The organism is Salibacter sp., from assembly GCF_031581065.1.
Taxonomy (GTDB): Bacteria; Bacteroidota; Bacteroidia; order Flavobacteriales_G; family Salibacteraceae; genus Salibacter.
On the sequence record NZ_JAVLBN010000014.1, the window covers coordinates 15466 to 36688 of the forward strand.

Genomic DNA, 21223 nt, shown 5'->3' on the forward strand with positions numbered 1-21223 from the left:
TTTGGATAGAATGAAGTTAATCGCAAGAGGAACAGTTGCTTTGATAGGCGCATTGGCAGTTAGCCAAATCAATTACGGTCAGAACCAGCAGTCAGTAGGTACCGTTACCGGAGCCGAACAGGTGAACTCCATTACAACTGCCGTACCGTTTATGACAATAGCGCCAGACTCGAGACATGGAGCACTCGGTGATGCAGGAGCGGCAACCAGCGCTGATGTTTATTCCATGTACTGGAATCCGGCCAAGATGGTGAAAAATGAAGAAGATTTTGGAATGGCCGTTTCCTACACACCCTGGTTGAGGAATCTCGTGTCAGATATCAGCCTCTCGCATCTTACCGGGTTTTACAAGATAGATGATATGAACGCCATCGGTGTTTCATTTCGTTACTTTACACTTGGAGATATTCAATTCACAGATGAATTCGGAAATGATATACAGCAATTCAGGCCTAATGAATGGTCAGTAGGAGCAGGATACTCACGCGTACTTTCTGACCGATTAACAGGAGGGATCAACCTTAAATTTATCTATTCAAATCTCACAGGAGGAACTGATGTTCAGTCGGCACAAACAAAAGCAGGACTAGCAGCAGCAACCGATGTTAGTGTTTATTACGAAAACGATGACCTCAATCTAAACGGAACAGATGCGACACTCGCATTTGGAGCTGTGATTTCAAATATCGGAAACAAGATTTCGTACTCAAACCTCGATGAGCAGGACTTTTTGCCCACAAACCTGAGGTTGGGCTCGCGCATGACACTGCACCTTGACGATTACAATGATATTTCAGTGAACTTTGACGTAAATAAATTATTAGTGCCATCTCCACCAATTTTTGACAATGGAGAAGTGATAGCAGGCATGTCTCAGGATCGAAGTGTTGCAAACGCTATGTTTACTTCATTCTACGATGCACCGGGAAATCCATTCACTGATTCAAACGGAGATTATGTAACAGGCCCTGATGGCAAAGCCGAAGTAGAAGACGGGAGTGTTTTGAGAGAAGAGCTCCGTGAAATATACTTAGGAGTTGGAGCAGAGTACTGGTACAACAAGCTTTTTGCAGCTCGACTTGGGTATTTCACCGAGCACGAACTAAAGGGAAATCGTAAATTCATGACTTTTGGTTTAGGCCTTAAATACAATGCAATTGGTATTGACATGAGTTACCTCGTTCCATTTTACGTTGGCGATCAAAGAACAATTACAAACTCTCCATTGCAAAATACACTACGCTTTTCGTTGACCTTCAACTTTAATAACAATGGAGGTAGTGATTCAGGCGAACCTGCACCCATCAACCAATAATGGCAAAAAACAAGCAATCAATAAACTGCGAATTTGAAGTTTTTGATAGTGTTGAAGAACTATCTAATGAAGACCGTAGTTTGATCGAACAGGCTATTCAGAACACAAAAGCCAGTCATTCTCCTTACAGTAACTTTAAAGTTGGAGCAGCGATAAAGCTAGAGTCTGGAAAAGTTGTAAACGGAGCCAATCAGGAAAATAAAGCATTTCCTTCAGGATTGTGTGCTGAGCGAGTAGCCATGTTTTCAGCAGCAGCCCAAAACCCAAATGATCCATTTGTGAAACTGGCCATTTCAGCAAAAAGTCCGTCAGAAGAACTCGATGAACCCGTTTCACCGTGCGGAGATTGCCGCCAGGTAATGGCAGAGTACACGAATAAATTTGGGCAGCCTTTTGAACTTTTGCTCTACGGGGAAACGGGTAAGGTGTTCAGGTTCAATTCAGCTACCGATCTTCTACCACTTATATTTTCTTTCGATTTTCACAACTAAAATTCAGTAAAGTCTCAACATCTAACCAAAGTGAATGTTTATTTGGCAATTGGGAATTCTGCAACTAAATTTGCCACTCCTCAAAGTGAATAAATATGGCGACAAAAAAGAAATCAAAATTCTCCAAAGAGCAGTACTTGAAATGGTATGAAGACATGCTGCTCATGCGGAAGACTGAAGAAAAAGCAGGACAACTATACGTTCAGCAGAAATTTGGAGGATTCTGTCACTTATATATAGGACAAGAAGCCGTTGTAGCAGGAGCAGTATCCGCTACTAAAGAAGGGGATAAGCACATTACAGCTTATCGTGATCACGCACACCCCATCGCAATGGGAATCCATCCAAAATACATGATGGCAGAGCTTTACGGTAAAACGACCGGTCTCGTCAAGGGAAAAGGTGGCTCTATGCACATGTTCAGCAAAGAGAAAAACCTAATGGGAGGGCACGGTATAGTCGGAGCCCAAATTCCATTAGGAGCCGGTATTGCATTTGCTGAAAAGTACAACGAAACTGATAACGTAACCATTTGCTCAATGGGTGATGGAGCCGTTAGACAGGGAGCTCTTCATGAGACGTTTAACATGGCAATGCTTTGGGAGTTACCAGTCGTTTTCCTCATCGAAAACAACAACTACGCAATGGGAACTTCAGTTGAGCGTACATCAAACGTTACCGACCTGTCTGAATTAGGCGAGTCTTACGACATGCCTGCATTGGCAGTAGATGGAATGAGCGTGGAGGAAGTGCACAATGCAATTGAAAAAGCAGCAGAGCATGCACGTTCAGGAAAAGGGCCTTACCTTCTTGAAATCAGGACTTATCGTTACAAAGGTCACTCAATGTCAGATCCGGCAAAGTACCGCAGCAAGGAAGAGGTTGAAGAGTACAAGAGTAAAGACCCTGTAAGTGTTGTTCTCGATATTATTGAGAAGAAAAAATACGCTACAGAAAAGCAAATCAAAGAAATACAGGATAAAGTAAAAGAAACTGTGAACGAGGCAGTTAAATTTGCTGAAGAATCGCCTGCACCAAAGCCAGAAGAGCTTTATGAGGATGTTTACATGCAGGAGGATTATCCTTACATCAGAGACAATAAATATTAATACAGAAAAAATTTAGCATATGGCTGAAGTTGTACGTATGCCCAAGTTGAGCGACACCATGGAAGAAGGTGTTGTTGCGGAATGGCACAAAAGTGTTGGCGATCAGGTAGAATCAGGTGATTTACTCGCTGAAATTGAAACCGATAAAGCCACAATGGAGTTTGAGTCTTTCCAGGAAGGAACTCTTCTGCACATCGGTGTGGAAAAAGGAGATTCTGCTCCGGTAGATTCAATATTAGCCATTCTCGGTGAAGAGGGTGAAGATGTTTCAGATATTCTCGAGGAAGAGAAGAAGAAACAAGCTGATTCCGGTTCTGACAGTGACGATAAAGAAGAGAAGAAAGAAGATAAAGGGTCTGAAAAAGAAGAGCCTAAAGAGGAAACTAAGAAGGCTGAGCCAAAGCCAACAGCTCAAAAAGAAGAGCCGGCTAAAAGAGAAACTCCTCGCACTTCATCAGGCAGAATCAAAGCTTCACCTCTAGCGAAAAAGCTCGCTGAAGATAAAGGAATTGACCTGGAGAATGTTGAAGGATCTGGCGATGGCGGTAGAATCGTGAAACGCGATATCGATAACTACAAGCCATCAGCAACAGCTCAACCAGCCGCAATCGGTCAGGAAAGTTATAGCGAACAGAATGTTTCTCAAATGCGCAAGACGATTGCAAAACGTCTTTCTGAAAGTAAATTCTCAGCTCCACATTTCTATCTCACTGTTGAGATTGACATGGACAATGTAATGGATGCGAGAAAAGCGGTAAATGCGCAAACTGAAACTAAAGTTTCATTTAATGACTTTGTTATTAAGGCTGCATCTATCGCATTGACGAAACATCCTTATGTGAATGCATCGTGGAGAGGAGATAAAATTCGATTCAATGAGCACGTTCACATGGGCGTTGCTGTTGCAGTTGAAGAAGGACTGCTCGTACCGGTTGTTCGCCATGCTAATGGTAAAACACTTTCTCAAATTTCTTCTGAGGTTAAGGAATACGCTCAAAAAGCAAAAGACAAAAAACTTCAACCTGAAGATTGGGAAGGAAATACGTTTACGATATCAAATCTCGGTATGTTTGGAATAGAAGAGTTTACGGCAATTATTAATCCGCCAGACTCTTGTATTTTAGCAGTTGGAGGTATTGTAGAAAAGCCAGTTGTAAAAGATGGCCAGGTAGTGCCCGGTAATCGCATGAAAGTAACATTGTCATGTGATCACAGAGTAGTTGATGGTGTTAAAGGGGCTGAGTTCCTCAACACATTTAAGTCAATGCTCGAGAATCCGGTTACGATGCTTGCTTAAATTGCATTTTGAACAGATATAGAAGAAAGCTCTCCAAAAAAGGAGGGCTTTTTTTGTGATAATTTTTTTCAATTCACTTTATCTTCGTCAATCATGAATCTATCGACTCCCATCGAATATGTGAAAGGTGTAGGTCCGCAGCGAGGTGAGAAGCTGCAGAGCGAGCTGGGAGTTTTGAAATGCGAAGATCTGCTAAACCTATTCCCATTTCGTTACAACGACAGGAGTCAATTCCACAAAGTAAACCAGCTCCATCCCGATATGCCCAATGTCCAAATAATCGGAAAACTCAGGCATATTCAGGAATTTGGAAAGCCAAGGCAAAGGAGGCTTTCTGCTAAACTTGTAGATGAAACAGGCACCGTGGAACTCGTTTGGTTCAAAGGAGTGCAGTGGGTGAAAAAGGGTCTGAAAGAAGGAGTAGATTATGTTCTTTTTGGAAAGCCTTCAACTTTCAAAGGTAAAATCAACTTTGCTCACCCTGAACTGGAGCCTCTTTCAAAAGCCAACGCGAAGAATAAACCCGGTTTAGAGCCAGTTTATTCCACAACAGAGAAGCTAACCGGTGTTGGACTTCACTCCAAAGGGTTGGCTAAATTGATCAAAACAGTACTCGATTCAGGTGAAATCAAGTTTGAAGAAACCATGAGCAATGAGTTGATGGAGCATTACAAGCTAATCGACAAAACAAAAGCTTATCATATTGTCCATCAGCCAACCGACTCACGGAGCTTGCAAATAGCGCGTTACAGGCTCAAGTTTGAAGAGCTGTTTTTCGTTCAAATGCAAATATTGAGGAGTAAGCTCAGCAGGCAGGAAAAATACAAAGGATTTGTTTTTGAACGAGTAGGAGAAAACTTCAATAATTTCTATCAGAACCATTTGCCCTTTGAGCTAACCGGGGCGCAAAAGCGCGTCATGAAGGAGTTAAGACGCGACCTGGGAAAAGGAGAGCAAATGAACAGGTTACTCCAGGGTGATGTGGGAAGCGGTAAAACGATGGTTGCATTGCTTACCATGCTCATCGCAATAGACAATGGTTATCAGTGCGCGATGATCGCTCCTACTGAAATATTAGCTAATCAACATTATATTACCCTGCAAGAACAGCTAGAAGGAACCGGAATAAATGTCGATTTACTTACAGGGTCAATCAAGAAATCTGACCGAAAACCAATTCACGAAAAGCTCGAAGCGGGTGAAACCAATATTTTGGTCGGAACCCACGCCTTGCTGGAAGATACAGTCCGCTTTGCAAATTTGGGTATAGTCGTGATCGATGAACAACACCGTTTTGGTGTTGCCCAACGATCAAAGATGTGGCGTAAAAACACAAAACCACCTCATGTGCTTGTGATGTCGGCAACGCCTATACCCAGGACATTGGCCATGACGCTTTACGGAGATTTGAGCGTATCAGTCATCGATGAGTTACCTCCCGGCAGAAAACCCATCGAAACCATTCACAAGCGCGATCAACATCGCCTTGAAGTATTTGGTTTTTTGAAAAGAGAAATCGAAAAGGGAAGGCAGGTTTACATCGTTTATCCATTGATTGAGGAATCTGCCAAGATGGACTACAAAGATTTAATGGATGGTTACGAGGCCATTTCTAGAACCTTCCCACCGCCAGATTATCGCATCTCAATTGTCCACGGCAAGATGAAAGCAGAAGACAAAGATTACGAGATGCAACAATTCGTTGATGGGAATACCCAAATCATGGTTGCCACAACCGTTATTGAGGTAGGTGTAAATGTTCCAAACGCCAGTGTCATGGTTATCGAAAGTGCCGAGAGATTTGGATTATCGCAGCTCCACCAGTTGCGCGGTAGAGTTGGAAGAGGAGCAGAGCAATCGTATTGTGTATTGATGACCGGCAATAAACTATCAGCAGAAGCGCGCAAAAGAATGGAAACAATGGTCAGAACCCAGGACGGCTTTGAAGTAGCCGAAGTTGATCTCGAATTGCGGGGCCCCGGAGATATTATGGGAACCCAACAAAGTGGAGTTCTCAACCTTCAAATTGCAGACCTGGCTAAAGACGGGAAATTATTGCAAGTTGCTCGTCATGCTGCAATTCAGGTTCTGAAAGAAGATCCCAATCTAAAGCTATCCCAAAACAGCAATATAGCCAAAGGCTATGCTAAAGTTCAAAAAGAAAGGCCAAACTGGGGCAGGATTTCATAATACTAACTGGGGGGCAGTTTATTAAGAATGAAAAAAGATTGCTCAATAATTTTCGATAAAAATATCCTCATATTTCTTATAACTCGTTTTTTATTTTATTTTTGAGAACAATCATTAATGTTAACTCTAAATTTTAATTATTATGCTTAGAAAAATCAAAGCTTTAGCTGCAATAGTTGCAGTTGTAGGATTCATGTCAAGTTGTTCACTTACTATGCCAGTTGATGCTACTAGCAACCCAGTTGGTGACAAAGTAGGTACTGCAAAAGCAACGGGTTTCCTTCGTGTATTATTCTTCAACCAAGATGCAAGTATTCAAACTGCTGCCAAAAACGGTGGAATTTCTAAGATTTCAACTGTTGATATTAAGCAAGGTGATATTCTTGGTATTATCCAGACTTATGAGACAATCGTAACTGGCGAATAAGAATAAAATCAATCAGATTAAAGGTGCTCTATTTAGGGCGCCTTTTTTTATTAAAAATGTTATGGGTAGAACTCTAAGTGTGTCAGTTATAATCGCACTGCTTTTTGTTAGCTGTAATATGGGGGGAAGTGAAAATGATAATAAAATTTCTCTTCTAAACGGAGTTGAATACCATATTCAGGATAACGAAAAAGAACTAGCAAGAGACGAAACAATTATTAATCTACACGATTCTATTTTTAATAATCAAAAAAACTTTAATTGGCCTTTATACAAAGTATTGACTGATACATCAAAATCATACAAAGGATTTATAAGTATCCCCGTCAAAATCAAAAGGCCAATGTTGGCTGATTATATTGAAAATGACACAAATAATAGGGTTGTTGGACACCAAAACCACGATCATTACCAAAGTATTTTCTACAAAAAAGGGGATGGTTATATAGTAACTGTATTATCTGAAAGAGAGGACTTTTTTTGGACGTATTCAATTTTGTCTAAAGATTCAGCTAATGTTGCTTTTCTAATGAATGATACTGCATTTTCAAAGCGAATAAAATACAAGGAACTATAATGAGAATTCGATTACTACTTGGAGTTGTTTTCATGACTATGATTGCTGGATGTGCTGTTTTTGGCGGTGCAAAGTCTGATAAACTGTACAGAAGCTTTTATTTAGATGGTAATGGGTTAAGGTATTTTATTAAACCTATAGAGTTTAAGGGAGAAAACGCTGATTTAACCATAGACTTTAATATTGAGTCTAACAAAGGGGATACAGCAGTTCTAAACTTTTCAATCTTTCATGAAAAGCCATTTAAAGAGCTTGACTCATTCACTATTTCTAATAGTAATAAAACAACAGTAAAACCAGACGAAATTGAAAGTTTATTCGTTGAGTTAAAATCTCAAGATATTTATCAATCACGTTTTACTTCAAAAATCCCAAACACTGATATTAAAGAGATTTTTCAAAATGAAAACTGGGTTATTGAGGTCGTGAAGTCTAATACCTCTTTGAAGTTTGAGTCTAGTCGATCTAACCAAAAAGACATCAAGCTTATCAATAAAGCAGTAATTCAATTACTGGATTAACTCCTTATTATCCCAAATATCCATTAGTTTTGCGCGCATCATTTCAATTCAGTACTGCGCATTATGAAGATTTCATACAACTGGCTTAAAAACTACATCGATATTGATCTTGACGCTCAACAAGTAGCAGATTGGTTAACTTCAACAGGTTTGGAGGTTGAAGGTGTTGAGAAAGTACAATCAATTCCGGGCGGATTAGAAGGCATCATTATCGGAGAGGTGGTTTCTTGCGAGAAGCACCAAAATGCTGATAAGCTCAAAGTTACTCAGGTTGATCTGGGCAACGGTGAAACCAAACAAATTGTTTGCGGGGCACCAAATGTTGATAAAGGTCAAAAAGTAGTTGTTGCTACTGTGGGTTCTACAATTTATCCTACCGGTGGAGACCCTTTCCAAATCAAGAAAGCCAAAATTCGTGGTGAACGTTCTGAAGGAATGATTTGCGCTGAGGACGAACTCGGTATAGGAGTTAGCCACGATGGTATTATGGTTCTGACCGATAACCCTAAAACCGGAACACCGGCAGCAGAGTACTTCAAAGTTGAAAATGATCACGTTTTTGAAATCGGTCTAACCCCAAACAGAGCCGATGCAGCAAGTCATATTGGTACAGCTCGCGATCTCGTTGCGCTTGGGGCAGTGAAAGATGAATTGAAAGATAAGAGTATCAACTGGCCAAAAGTTGATCATTTTAAAGTTGATAATCACGATCTCGAAATCGCGATTGATGTTCAAAATACCAAAGCCTGTCCGCGATATGCCGGAGTTACTTTGACAAATGTGAAGGTAGGCCCATCGCCAGATTGGCTACAAAATAAGCTCCGCTCGATAGGGCTGGCGCCCATTAACAATGTAGTTGATATCACCAATTTCGTTTTGCACGAAACGGGACAGCCACTACACGCTTTTGATGCTTCAAAGATTAAAGGCAATAAGGTTACGGTCAGAACCGTGGCCGATAAAACCAAATTCACGACACTCGATGAAGAAGAGCGCGAGTTATCAGCCAAAGACCTGATGATTTGCAATGATGATAAACCGATGTGCATTGCCGGAGTTTTTGGCGGAGTTGATTCCGGAGTAAAAGAAGAAACGGTAAATGTATTCCTGGAGTCGGCATATTTTGATCCGGTTTGGGTGCGCAAAACAGCAAAACGCCACGGATTGAGTACTGATGCATCTTTCCGATTTGAAAGAGGAGTTGATCCGCTCAATACTATCTACGCTCTCAAGCGCGCAGCACTTTTAATGAAAGAATTTTGTGGCGCATCCATTTCGAGCGAAATCGTTGAAGAATATCCTCAAAAACACGAGTCGTTTGAGATAACGTTCAACATGGATAATCTCGATAGAATAGGTGGGAAGTCACTCGATATTGAGCTCGTTAAAGCAATCCTGACCAAGCTCGAAATCGTTATCGATGAAGAAAACGGACGTGAGTTAAAATTACTTGTTCCTCCATTTAAAGTCGATGTTCAGCGTGAAATTGATGTGATCGAAGAAGTGCTTCGCATTTACGGATACGATAACATTGAAATACCGCAAAAGCTATCGAGTTCGTTGAGCTATGCTCCCAAACCAAATCCTGAGGTGATTCGGAACAGAGCGAGTGAGCTTCTCGTGTCACGTGGATTTTTGGAGGCGATGAGTAACTCTTTGACAAAGGCAGATTATTACGAAAAGTTCAAATCAATAGACTCAAAGGGGATCGTGAAAATTGCGAATCCATTGAGTTCTGAATTGAATGTACTTCGTACTTCAATCGTTTTTGATTTACTGGAAGCAGCACAATTCAATCAGAACCGGCAGTCAACAGATATCAAGCTCTTCGAGTTTGGCCGAACATATTCAGTCAAAAACGACAAAAGCAAAGAGCGCGAAAAACTCGCCATTGCAGTAGCCGGCAATCAAGAGCCTGAAGCCTGGAATACACAATCTAAAAAAGTAGGTTTTGATTTTATTAAAGGAGCCGTTTCTGCACTAATCGATGCATTTGGACTGGACAAGTTCAATGTACATTGGAAAGAGAGCGAAGCCGGATTTTTGAGTTCGGGATTGAGTATTACCATCAATAAAAACCATGTTGCTGATTTGGGAATTATCAGTGGTGATCTTTTAAAAGAATTCAGTCTTAAGCAAGATCTCTATTTTGCTGAGATCGACTGGACGAATTTCATGAAACTGGCCGGTCAGGCTAAAGTCCGCTTTAAGCCGGTTTCCAAATACCCGTCAATGAGACGTGATTTGGCTCTGATCGTAGATAAAGAAGTGCCTTTCTCTTCAATTGTTGAGGTTGCTGAAAAGACCGAGAAGAAACTTCTCGAGAATGTGAACCTCTTCGATGTTTACGAAGGCAAGAAAATTGAAGATGGCAAAAAGAGTTATGCGGTGAGTTTTATCTTTAGAGATGAACAAAAAACGCTGACTGACAAGAAAGTGGATAAAGTGATGAGTAAGCTTCTTCACAACCTCGAGAAAGAAACCGGTGCAGGTTTGAGGGAGTAATTCTCAGAGTAAACGAATTGAAATCAATTTCCGTACATTTGCTTAAATAGTTTCGAACCATTACTTTTATAGTGGTTTCAATTTTTTTAAGATGGTTACTACAATTCAAAGTGGAAGTGATAGAAGTAGAATTAAAGAGTTACTTAAGAAGTTATTCTCTAAGAAAAACTCGAAAGGTCTTGATGCCAGCAAATATTGTGGAGCACTGAAGTTGAAATCTGACGCGTTGTCAATTCAGAAACATCTCCGTTAAGATTCTAGATAAGACATAATTGATCAAATAAAAGAACCCCGATTGATTCAGAAATCGATCGGGGTTTTATTTTTTCAAAATGCTGTTATTAGTACAACATCGGGATGATTCCGGTGAGGATGAGTATTATCAACACAACAGCGAGAATGCTGTAAAACATTGCTCCGCCTGCTATTGACTCATCAAACATTTGACTAACCAATGATTTTTTTTCTGATTCCTCGTGATGTGTGTCGTGTCCGCTCATGATTCTTTTGTTTGGTTTCAAAAATAGAAAAAAATGTTCTTTAGAAAACTTTATGTGGTTACTTCACCAGCTCGCTGTCACAATTATTGAGTCTATTTTCAATATCCTCACTATTCACTTCAACCTTTTTGTTTCCCCACCTGCCGTAAACGTAATTCATCAAATTTGCTATTTGGGTAGCTGAAAGAGTTGGATCTCCCAACATCCGCTGGCTGTATTTTTGGCCGTTTACTGTTATTTCACCTTCAATGCCGTAATAAACGATACAGGCAAATTCATCTTTATTTTCAAGAAAATAATCTGAATTAGCCAGTGGAGGATAAATTGAAAACCCCTTACCATTTTCACCGTGGCAATTTGCACATTTTGACTGATACAAAGCTTCTCCTTTGTTAGCAGGAGATTCACACCCGCGTGTCAAGAGAACAATGACAATACCGAAGCCTAATAGCCCTATAATGAGGATTCTGAGTTTCATTCTTCTTCCAGGAGTGATTTGATATCAATCATCATTTGGTCCACGTCCTTTGGAAGCGTTCCATCGTAATAGCCTCTGATTTGGTGGTTCTGATCGATGAGGACAAAAGCACCACTGTGGACATAACCACCCGGAGCAGTTGAGTCCTCAGATGCGCTCACGAGATACTCATCAGCAATACTGTATATGTCATCTTCTGGCCCGGTTACCATTTTCCACTGATTGGCTTCAATACCCAGTTTATTTGCATAATCATTCAGAACCGGAACCGAGTCATGACGTGTGTCAATAGAGTGAGATAGAAACTTGACGTTTTTATTTCCTTTAAACTCCTCGTAGGCTCTGAGCATTTGCTTTTTCATTTTAGGGCAAATGGTAGGGCAAGAGGTGAAAAAGAAATCCACCACTCTCACTTTTCCATCGTAGTAATCACCGGTTACTGTGTTACTGTCCTGATCAGTAAAGGAAAAATCATCGATTTGGGCGTAAACCGTGTCAATATAATTCTCCCCGTTTTCATCCTGCCTGACAACATCTTTTGCTCCCAAAACAGGAAGCTCCTTCTTCTCTTTGGCATTGCGCATGCAACTTATTGATGCGATGAGCAAAATTGCCACAACACTCCATTTCCAGTTCATTAATTACTTCTTAGAATGGTTCAACAATGAATCGGCACGGTGCATTGATTGTTCCATTTCAATGCCCACATTTTCCATCAATTTCTTTTGATCATTGAGGTAATTGATGGCTTTTTTAGTTTTGACAGAGTCTGCAGGCTTTTCAAAGTTACGCATCCAGTTCATCATACCTTCAGATGCATTCTCGAGTTGAGTGCGGGCATTTTCAAATTCGATTGTCATTGTAGAGTCTGTCACTGCAGAATCGAGCTGTGTACCTAAACGGTTGTTCAGGTTTTTGAGGCTATCCATCTGTGGCATATATTTATCGTGCAAAGCCATTACTTCCTCCATGAGCTTTTTGCGCTCACCCTGATTTTCATCTTTTTTCTTGCTGGAACTGTTGCCACAGGCAGCTAATGCCAGTATGGCTACTCCGGTAATTATCTTTTTCATTGCTCCAATTGTTTTATAGTTAAATACGACATTAATTCTATTCCTGTTCTAATTGCATCTTCATTCACTTCATATTTTGGGTGGTGAAGACCAAAGTTCTCGCGATTTTCAAATCCGGTTCCAAGTCGGTAAAAGCAGCCTGGAATTTCCTGACTGTAGAATGCAAAATCTTCAGAGGTCATTCTTTGCTCAAGATTGACTACGTTTTCATCACCCAAAAAATCACGAGCCCAACTCATACATTTTTCTGTCAGATCCACATCGTTATGTACATTGGGATAACCGCGTCTTATCTCAAAGTCGATCGAGCCACCCATTCCTTCAGCGATTCCGTTCGCAATGGAAAGCATTCGTTCGTGAGCTTTTTCCCTGTAAGCTTCATCCATGGTTCTGAACGTACCCTGCAAATGAACTTCATCAGGAATGACGTTTGTAGCTCCCAATCCTTCAATTCTGCCAAAGGTGAGCACAGCAGGTGTAAACGGATCTTTTGTTCTGCTGATAACCTGTTGTAGAGATGTGATCAAATGCGCACTCATCAAAACTGTATCCACCGTTTTGTGAGGCATTGCTCCGTGTCCGCCCTTTCCTTTTACGGTTACATGAAGCTCATCGTTTGATGCCATGTAAGTCCCCGGGAAAAAGCCAACTTTACCGGCAGGTAAATCGGGGAAGGTATGTTGAGCAACAATTGATTTTGGTTTAAATTTTTCGAGCAGTCCTTCTTTTATCATCAATGAAGCGCCTCCGGGGATTTCTTCCTCACCCGGTTGAAAAATGAAAATCACTTTTCCGGCAAATTCACTTTTCAATTCGTTGATTACGGTCAGAACCCCAATCAGCGAGCTAGCGTGTATATCGTGTCCGCAAGCGTGCATGATGCCCTTGTTATCTGATTTAAAGGGCAAATCAGTTTTTTCGTCAATCGGTAAGGCATCAATATCAGCACGTAGTGCGATTGTTGGTCCGGGTTGGTCGCCTTCAATTTCTGCTACAATTCCGGTTTTCACCCAGTTATCAGTATAAGAAATTTCGAGTTCATCGAGTATTGACTTGATATAACCCGATGTTTCAAATTCTTTGAACGAGAGCTCGGGATGTTGATGTATGTGACGTCTTATTTCCAGCACCTTGTTCAGGTTCTGACCAACGATTTTTTCAATTTTATTTTTGATATCGGTCATGCTACTTTGAAAAGAAAATGAGCCTGATTGCCACGATGAGCATCAGAGCACCAAAAATACGTTTCAAAGTTAACTGATTTATGGTGAGCGACAATTTTGAGCCCAGGTATCCGCCAATGACAAAAGCCGCTGCAATGAGTAATCCGGCTTTGATATCGAGGTGGCCGGCTTTGTAATAATTCCACGCTGCCAGTATTCCGATGGGAAATAACATGAGCCCAAGGCTGGTTCCCTGCGCTGTGTGTTGTGACATACCGGCAAATAAAACGAGAGCCGGAACGATGATGATTCCTCCGCCAACTCCAAACATTCCGCTTAGCATTCCCGCAGCCAGGCCAATAGCGATAAAGATGATGATTTCTGTCACTTTCATTGTTTTTAAAAGTCTAACCCGAGTGAGAAGAAAGGTCGTGGATCTTTGAGTTGGCCGTTTTCAATTCCCCAGGCGTAATCCATTTTGATAAAGTAACCGAGAGCTTTCGTTCTCAATCCAAAGCCCACACCGCCTACGAGTGGGTCAATTTGGTTTTTGAGTTTTACTTTTACTGAAGAACCTCCGTTAGTGACTTCTCTCGTGTTAAAGGCATTTTCATCGCTGTATGGATCAGTTCCCGTCCAGGCTGTTCCAATGTCTCCAAATCCTGTGATCTGGAAGTGTTTGAGGAAGTCTGATTTGATGGGTTTGCTGATGAGGTACTGGAAAATTGGCCAGCGGATTTCAGAGTTGAAAAGCGCAAAACTGTTTCCGTTTCTCGCGTTCTGAATAAAACCGCGCATTGGTGTAGCGATGGTTTGGAAATAATAACCCTGGTTGCGTGCTACATTGTTGTTGAAGTTGAACATATCATCACCACTGATCCAGTTGTTGATAGAGCCGAGATAATAGACGAGTTTTCTGCTACCAAAAGAAGTACTTCCACTCAATCTGTTTGCCCAAATGAGGTTTCGGTGAATTTTGATGTAATGGCGAATGTCTGTTCCCACAACATAAAAATCGCCCTGATCAGCAGAAAACTCATTATACATTTCACCAAACACTTTGAGTCTTGTTCCCTGCATGAGGTTGAGTCCGAGTGGGCGTGTATTATCGTAAATGTACTCGAGTTTAAATCCGCCCCAGTGATCGTATTGGTCTTCCTCCCTCAACGAGTTAGCATCTGTAGCCTGAATAACATTTTGATCATTTCGGTAACTGGCAGTGGCTTTCAACCCGGCTACTTCACTAAAAGGATACTTACCAATTACGCTGGCTTTATGAATAATTGTTTTTTGAAGCGTGAAAGCCTGAACTTCTTGTGTGGTGGTTTGTCTTTGAAATAGTAATTCTTTGTCAAGGCGTTTTCTCCTGTTGGCAAATCTTGCAAAAAACTCAGTGTTATTACCGTTGATTGCGTATCGCACACCTCCTTCAAAAATGTAGTCTTCCATGAGGTCGATTACATCTGTTTTAGCCACAGTTCCCAATCCCGGAGCGATGTAAGGTCCGCCATTGAATCGCTGGTACAGGTTATTAGCAAAATTCCAGTCTAACTGAATTGTGAGATCGTTAGCTAAAAATGCCGGACGGTAAATTTCTGCAATAGGTATCTTGATTGAGTCTCCCGGTTTGCCGCTACCATTACGTGGAGTAGGAGCTTTTTTGAGTTCGATGAAACGCGAATTCTTGAGAGGTTCCCTGCCGTTATCAGCAACTTTTGTTTGTGTAGAGTCAGCGTCTTTTTGATTTTCCTGTTGTTTATCTGACTCAAACCGATAGTTATTGATATCGACTTCGCGCTCTTTTTCCTCTTCCTCTTCAATAACTTCAACCTTTTGAACGACAATTCTCTCGGGGAGTTCTTCGTTTTCTTTTTGTTGTTTGTTTTCCTCGTTGAAAGCTGATCCTTTTAACTTATTCAGAGCCGATAGATTTTCGAGCGGAGTGATGTAGAACTTATATTTATTTTCGTACTGGAGCAAATCGAGTACCTGATTTGCTTCAGGGTTGATGTCGTGATGAATGATGTTGCGTTTGTAGTTGGTAAGCGGTTTTGAATTAGTGAAATAGCGGTAGTGTATAGTTGTATCAATACGGCTAATTGCACTATCTCTAGAAGCGATATAGCGATTCATTATTCCGCTTTTCGGACTCAGATAAATGTATTGACCACCTTTGGTAGAATATGGTTGTTCTTCAGTGAATTCAGGAGTGTCAGTAATTCTGGTCAGAACCTCATTCTCTGTTTGGTAATCATACCTGAAAACATCGTAAGTAGGCATGATTTGAACATTCTCAATACGTCTCTCTTTTTTGCCGCGAATACTGCCAATTGTGTCAGTAGGCCTGTTAGAAGTAAAGACAATTCCAGATGAGTCTGCCGTGAAGCTGGGTTCCAAATCGGCAAATAAGTCATTTGTGAGTCTGACCTGGCTTTGAGTGAGCATTTTGTAGAGATAAAGGTCAGTTTGGGCCTCGCTCACAGCTGAAAAAACGAGTTCTTTGCCGGTTGGTGAATAATTGAATGAGAGTACTTTATCGAGCTGTCTCAATTCGCGTTTGTCCCATTCTTTTTCTTCAACATCATACATTCCAAGGATTATCTCGCCTTTTTTGCGGTATATAGCTGTTAAGATATTTTCAGTAGGATGCCATTCTATCAATGGATAAGTTAGCTCGGGAATACGATCAAGGCGATGACCGATTTTGAGAATTTTCTTGCGTTTATCGTTTTCAATGTCGTAGAGGTAAACTCTTTGCTGACCGGCTTTATTTGTTACATATGCTGCCATGTCACCGGATTTGTTGGTCGTGAACTTTTGGTAGATTCTGTTTCTTCGGTTCTTGATGTCGAGCGGTTCTGACCGCGGGAGTGTTCTTACTTTTTCATCGTAATCGTAGCGCTGTTGGTAATATGCTCTGGCTTCTTTGATTAACGTTTCAAGCGGAACGCCTAATACATAAAGAAATCCATTTTCGATATTCCTGCTGATTTTAGACATGTACACAATGTTTGGAATCACATCCTCCCCGTAAATTTGAGCGATGTAATGCCACATTGCGTGCCCTATGTTTTTGGCGTCTTCACCTGTTCTGTGATTGAATTTTTCAAACTCTTCATTGAGAATGATATCGCGAACACGGTCGTCAACTTCAACATTCCATGGACTTGCTGCGTAGGAAACCAGTCCTTCAGAGTACCAATCGGGAATGGTGAGTAGGGCTGAGTTTTTTATTACCTCTTTCCAGTCTTGTCCGTAGCCCATTTGAAAAAAGAGAACACGCGCTATGTTCTCCCTGATTTGTTTGTCTAAATGCGAGTGATCACCATCGTAGTAAACAAATATTTTATTTCCCTGAATTTGAATTTTACCGCCAATATTTTGCTCTTCAGTATGTTCGAGTCCAATGTTGCTGGCTCTAAATTCCTGGAGATTATTGAAGACAAGCATGTAAACCTTTCCCTGCAGGCGGTAATCGAAAAAACTTTCGAGTTGTTTGAGGTTCCGTTTTGCACTTTGTGAGGAATAAACAGCCAGGTTTCGACCGGCACCGTAGAAATAAACATTGAAATGCTCAAAATCTATATGCTCCCACTGTTTAGGGTCGTACTGGACTCTGTTTTTTCCAAACGTTTGGTAGCTCCCTCTGTAAAACTGCCCTTTTGTGGGGATTGCAGTAAATAGCACAAGGGAGATAATCGATAGAAGAAACAGTCCCTTCGTCAGGTATATGTTAGTTTTGTCGATCAATATTTTTTAGTTGAAAGCCAAAAATACAAACTATAATACAATAACATTTTTGGCTGTAAACTATTGTTGAATACTTAACAATTTAAGATGCTGAAGATACAAAAGTTTACATTTAATCCATTTCAGGAAAATACATACGTACTATATGATGATTCTAAGGAAGCTGTAATCATTGATCCCGGTTGTTATGAAACGTTTGAAGAGGGGGAATTGGTTGCATTTATCGAGTCAAAAAATCTCAAACCGGTAAAACTCATCAACACACACTTTCATCTCGATCACATCTTAGGCAATCAATTTGTAGCGAAAAAGTACGATCTAAAAGTAGAAGGTCATAAAGCCGGACTGCCTACTTATCAAATGGCTGAGCCCAGTGCTAATATGTACGGATTTGGTGGGTATAAACCTTCCCCGGCACCTCAGGTTTTTTGGGAGGAAGGAGATGTTATCTCTTTTGGCGGTCAGAGCCTGGAAGTGCTTTTCGTCCCCGGTCATGCTCCGGGTCATATAGCATTAGTTCATCACGAGAGTAAAAGTGTGATCAATGGAGATGTTTTATTTGCCGGAGGTATAGGGCGAACAGATTTACCCGGTGGTGATTTTGATACGTTGGTTAAGAGTATTCAGCAAAAGATGTACAAATTGCCAGATGATTATAAAGTCTACTGTGGTCACGGCCCTGAAACGACTATTGGAACTGAAAAACAAACAAATGCTTTTGTGAAGGCGGAGTGATTATAATGATGATGAATCTTGAGTTTTGAATGAAGTTTTTTTAAAAGTCAGCTTTATTCAACTAAGAAGTCACGAGTTAGTTCGAGGACTTCCTCCTTTTTTTCGAGATGTGGAATATGCTTACAACCAGCGAGTTCTTTAATTTCAGCGTTTTGACCAACTGATTTTTTAATCAGATCTAACTGTTTGTAGGTGCCGTATTCATCGTTTGATCCCTGAAAGGAGAGAAGAGGAGCTTTAATCGTTTTGATTTCTTCAGTAATGTTCCAGTTTTTGAATTTTGAAGATAGCCACGTGTCGCACCATGCAAAGAAGATTGATTCAGTATTGTCAAAATGATAGCGAGCAAGCTTTTCTTTGAAATCAGGATTTGAAAGAAAGTATTCTCTAACGGGTTTTATTCCTTCAAGTGTGACATCTTCAACAATTACGTGAGCTGCTTCGGTGATTACTTTATCAACTTTTTCAGGAAATTTAGCCGCGAATAACAGTGCAATGCTTCCACCATCACTGTGGCCAAATAGATGTACTTTTTCTTCAATTCCAACTGCTTTGAGTAGTGCCGGCAACTCTTGCCATGCGTAATCGTGCATGTAGTTTGAGGTTCTGACCGAATTTAAACCTGACGATTGACCATGGCCCTGTCGCTCATAAATTAAGCCACGACAGTTTGTGGCTTTGCACAAAAGTTCAGGGAAATCTTTCCACTGACCAATGCTGCCGAGAGCCTCGTGCAAATAGATGATGATAGAGCCGGGAGCTTTTTCGTTTACCCACTTGAAGTGCAGCCTGATATCTCCCAGGTTGACAATTGCCATCAGTAATTGAGAACTCCTTTGATTTTTTCTGCAACCTTATCAGCGTTTGGAAGCATTGTAGCTTCGAGTGTGCTATTGAGCGGAATTGCAGGCATATTTTCAGATCCGATGATTTCAACCGGAGCATCGAGGTGTTCAAAACAGTTGCGCTGAATCAATCCGCAAAGCGCCTGCGCAAACGTGTTGATTTCAGGCTCTTCTGTTACAACCAGTATTTTGCTGTGCTTTTTAGCCGTTTCGTAGATCAACTTTTCATCAACGGGAACTAATGTGCGCAAGTCGATGATTTCAATTTCTCCATCGAATTTTTTAGCCGCTTGAGTAGACCAGTAAACGCCCATACCATAAGTGATGATCGCCATTGATTTTCCTTTTTCTACCTGGTTATCATCAGCTTCCAGGACAACTCTACCTTTTCCAAATGGTATGACATATTCCTCATCCGGTTCAATTGTTTTAGCCTTTTCTGTTCCTTTGATCTTGCTCCAGTAAAGCCCTTTATGTTCGAGCATGACAACGGGATTTGGATCGTAGAAGCCGGCTTTTAAAAGTCCTTTCAAATCGGCTCCTGTTGATGGATAAGCGATTTTTATCCCGCGTATGTTAGTCAATACCGACTCTATTGATGAACTGTGGTAAGGTCCGCCACTTCCGTATGCGCCAATTGGCACGCGGATGAGAGAAGAAGCCGGCCATTTCCCATTAGACAGGTAATACGATCTGCTCAATTCGGTGAAAAGCTGGTTGAGCCCCGGCCAAATGTAATCGGCAAATTGTACTTCAACGATTGGTTTACAGCCTGTGGCTGCCATACCAACGGTACTTCCAATTATAAAAGCTTCCTGAATTGGCGTGTTGAATACGCGATCGTCACCGAACTGTTGAGCGAGTGTAGCGGCTTCTCTAAAAACGCCTCCAAGTCTGCCGCCAACATCCTGTCCGTAGAGCAGTGCTTCAGGGTGCTGACTCAATATTTCGCGCATCGCAAAAAGTGCAGAATCAACCATTACGGTTGCTTCTTTTCCTTCAGGCTCGCGCTCTCCTTTTTCTTCTGTAATTGGAGTAGGAGCAAAGTCGTAATCGAAAAGATCTTCAGGCTTTGGATCTTCAGCTTCAGTAGCATTGTCGTATTGTTCCTGAACACTTTCGATTGCTTTATTTTGAATTTCTTCGAGTTCTTTTTCGGTCAGATCCATACCCAGCAGCGTTTCCCTGAATTTTGGTAGCGGATCTCTCTTTTCGTGTTCTTCCAGGTCATCGCGGTACCATTCTTTTCTCACTCCAGATGTGTGGTGCCCGAGCAGCGGAACACTCGCATGGATGAGAACAGGCCTGCGTTTGGTTCTGATTATGTGGATTGCTTTTTCGAGTTTTTCGTAACTCTCGATAAAATCGTTTCCTTCAATTTTAATGACTTCAATTCCCTTGAATCCTCTTGCGAATTCGGCCGCGTTTTGAGCACGAGTTTCTTTTGAGTTGGCAGAGATATCCCATTCGTTATCCTGAACAAAATACATGATGGGGAACTGCTTGAGTGCTGCCATTTGGAGAGCCTCAGAAACCTCACCTTCGGTCATTGCAGCATCGCCAATTGAGCAAACAACCACCGGGTTCTGACCATTAAAGTCTTCAGCGATTTTCTGTTTCTCGAGATATTGAACGCCCATTGCAACTCCTGTTGTTGGAATTGCCTGCATCCCTGTAGCACTGGATTGATGCGGGATTTTGGGTTTGTCATCATCCTTGAGAGATGGGTGCGAGTAGTAAGTCCTGCCACCCGAAAATGGGTCATCGCGTTTAGCGAGTAGCTGTAGCATGCAATCGTATGGAGTCATACCGATTCCCAATAAAATGGAATCGTCACGATAGTAGGGCGCAACCCAATCCTGGGGTTTGAGTTGTAGGCCAAGAGCCAGTTGTACGGCTTCGTGACCGCGCGAACAGGCGTGAACGTATTTTGATGTGACCTGTTTGTGTTCTTCAAATAAGTCGCTCATTGCGCGAGCTTCGCACATCAGTTTCCACGCCTTCTTCAGTATATCCTGAGAAACTGTCGTTTTCTTAACCTTAGACTTTCCTTCACTCATAGCCTTCTAATTTGAGCGGGTAAATGTACGGTTTCTACTTCTCTTTTTGAAATAATGTGAAAATGCGAAATATGGGATTGTTTTATGAGAGTGTATTAGAATTATATTTTGGCTTACTGTTGTTTATTCAGAATATATTAGAAGTTTGTTTTGCTGGTGTGTGAATTTTGAGGCATAAAAAAAGCCA

19 protein-coding genes are annotated in these 21223 nt (G+C 41.3%); 10 read left to right on the forward strand and 9 right to left on the reverse strand.

The features are described from left to right. Positions 1-10: 10 nt before the first annotated feature. The 9 genes from porV to pheT all read left to right on the forward strand — a co-directional run bounded on the left by porV (position 11) and on the right by pheT (position 10432). Positions 11-1315: a type IX secretion system outer membrane channel protein PorV gene (gene porV, locus RI557_RS05290; RefSeq protein ID WP_310667631.1), complete on the forward strand. Its 1305-nt coding sequence runs from the start codon at positions 11-13 to the stop codon at positions 1313-1315. Further along, positions 1315-1806 (forward strand): cytidine deaminase, encoded by a 492-nt coding sequence (locus RI557_RS05295; protein WP_310667630.1) that lies wholly within the window; start codon positions 1315-1317, stop codon positions 1804-1806. The genes porV and RI557_RS05295 overlap by 1 nt, the downstream gene beginning before the upstream one ends. A 95-nt stretch (positions 1807-1901) precedes the next feature. Further along, complete coding sequence (pdhA, locus tag RI557_RS05300) at positions 1902-2915, forward strand: pyruvate dehydrogenase (acetyl-transferring) E1 component subunit alpha (protein ID WP_310667629.1); 1014 nt, start codon at positions 1902-1904, stop codon at positions 2913-2915. A gap of 19 nt (positions 2916-2934) precedes the next feature. After that, a complete protein-coding gene (locus RI557_RS05305; RefSeq protein WP_310667628.1) occupies positions 2935-4212 on the forward strand; it encodes a pyruvate dehydrogenase complex dihydrolipoamide acetyltransferase in 1278 nt (425 codons plus the stop codon). A 93-nt stretch (positions 4213-4305) separates the two neighbouring features. Then, positions 4306-6402: an ATP-dependent DNA helicase RecG gene (gene recG / locus RI557_RS05310; RefSeq protein WP_310682603.1), complete on the forward strand. Its 2097-nt coding sequence runs from the start codon at positions 4306-4308 to the stop codon at positions 6400-6402. A 142-nt stretch (positions 6403-6544) separates the two neighbouring features. Then, complete coding sequence (locus RI557_RS05315) at positions 6545-6829, forward strand: TRL-like family protein (protein WP_310667626.1); 285 nt, start codon at positions 6545-6547, stop codon at positions 6827-6829. 61 nt (positions 6830-6890) lie between these two features. Continuing rightward, positions 6891-7406, forward strand: a complete 516-nt coding sequence (locus RI557_RS05320) for a hypothetical protein (protein WP_310667625.1) — start codon at positions 6891-6893, stop codon at positions 7404-7406. Next, positions 7406-7927 carry a hypothetical protein gene (locus RI557_RS05325; RefSeq protein WP_310667624.1) on the forward strand — a complete coding sequence of 174 codons (522 nt, stop codon included), beginning with the start codon at positions 7406-7408 and terminating at the stop codon, positions 7925-7927. The genes RI557_RS05320 and RI557_RS05325 overlap by 1 nt, the downstream gene beginning before the upstream one ends. 63 nt (positions 7928-7990) lie before the next feature. Beyond that, on the forward strand, positions 7991-10432 hold the full coding sequence (gene pheT / locus RI557_RS05330; protein WP_310682605.1) for a phenylalanine--tRNA ligase subunit beta: 2442 nt from the start codon (positions 7991-7993) through the stop codon (positions 10430-10432). 341 nt (positions 10433-10773) lie between these two features. Here pheT and RI557_RS05335 read toward each other — a convergent pair whose 3' ends face one another. From RI557_RS05335 to RI557_RS05365, 7 genes are read right to left on the reverse strand one after another with little or no spacing between them, the layout of a single operon-like run. Beyond that, positions 10774-10932 carry a hypothetical protein gene (locus tag RI557_RS05335; protein WP_310682607.1) on the reverse strand — a complete coding sequence of 53 codons (159 nt, stop codon included), beginning with the start codon at positions 10930-10932 and terminating at the stop codon, positions 10774-10776. Positions 10933-10990: 58 nt separating this feature from the next. Continuing rightward, positions 10991-11410, reverse strand: coding sequence for a cytochrome c (locus tag RI557_RS05340; RefSeq protein WP_310667621.1), 420 nt, complete (start codon positions 11408-11410; stop codon positions 10991-10993). Beyond that, the gene (locus RI557_RS05345) at positions 11407-12048 is read right to left on the reverse strand and encodes an SCO family protein (RefSeq protein WP_310667620.1); all 642 of its coding nucleotides are present in this window, start codon (positions 12046-12048) and stop codon (positions 11407-11409) included. Before RI557_RS05345 ends, RI557_RS05340 begins: the two co-directional genes overlap by 4 nt. Positions 12049-12051: 3 nt before the next feature. Then, positions 12052-12483 carry a hypothetical protein gene (locus RI557_RS05350; protein WP_310667619.1) on the reverse strand — a complete coding sequence of 144 codons (432 nt, stop codon included), beginning with the start codon at positions 12481-12483 and terminating at the stop codon, positions 12052-12054. Beyond that, a complete protein-coding gene (locus RI557_RS05355; RefSeq protein ID WP_310667618.1) occupies positions 12480-13667 on the reverse strand; it encodes a M20 family metallopeptidase in 1188 nt (395 codons plus the stop codon). Before RI557_RS05355 ends, RI557_RS05350 begins: the two co-directional genes overlap by 4 nt. A gap of 1 nt (position 13668) precedes the next feature. Beyond that, positions 13669-14040, reverse strand: a complete 372-nt coding sequence (locus RI557_RS05360; RefSeq protein ID WP_310682609.1) for a sulfite exporter TauE/SafE family protein — start codon at positions 14038-14040, stop codon at positions 13669-13671. Between the two features lie 5 nt (positions 14041-14045). Further along, the gene (locus RI557_RS05365) at positions 14046-17333 is read right to left on the reverse strand and encodes a hypothetical protein (RefSeq protein ID WP_310682611.1); all 3288 of its coding nucleotides are present in this window, start codon (positions 17331-17333) and stop codon (positions 14046-14048) included. 150 nt (positions 17334-17483) lie between these two features. On the opposite strand from RI557_RS05365, the gene RI557_RS05370 reads away from it, so the two are divergent. Further along, a complete protein-coding gene (locus RI557_RS05370) occupies positions 17484-18131 on the forward strand; it encodes an MBL fold metallo-hydrolase (RefSeq protein WP_310667615.1) in 648 nt (215 codons plus the stop codon). 53 nt (positions 18132-18184) lie between these two features. Here the strand turns inward: RI557_RS05370 and RI557_RS05375 are convergent, their stop codons facing one another. Further along, positions 18185-18949, reverse strand: coding sequence for an alpha/beta hydrolase (locus tag RI557_RS05375; RefSeq protein WP_310667614.1), 765 nt, complete (start codon positions 18947-18949; stop codon positions 18185-18187). Beyond that, positions 18949-21036: a thiamine pyrophosphate-dependent enzyme gene (locus tag RI557_RS05380; RefSeq protein ID WP_310682613.1), complete on the reverse strand. Its 2088-nt coding sequence runs from the start codon at positions 21034-21036 to the stop codon at positions 18949-18951. Before RI557_RS05380 ends, RI557_RS05375 begins: the two co-directional genes overlap by 1 nt. Positions 21037-21223 lie beyond the last annotated feature (187 nt).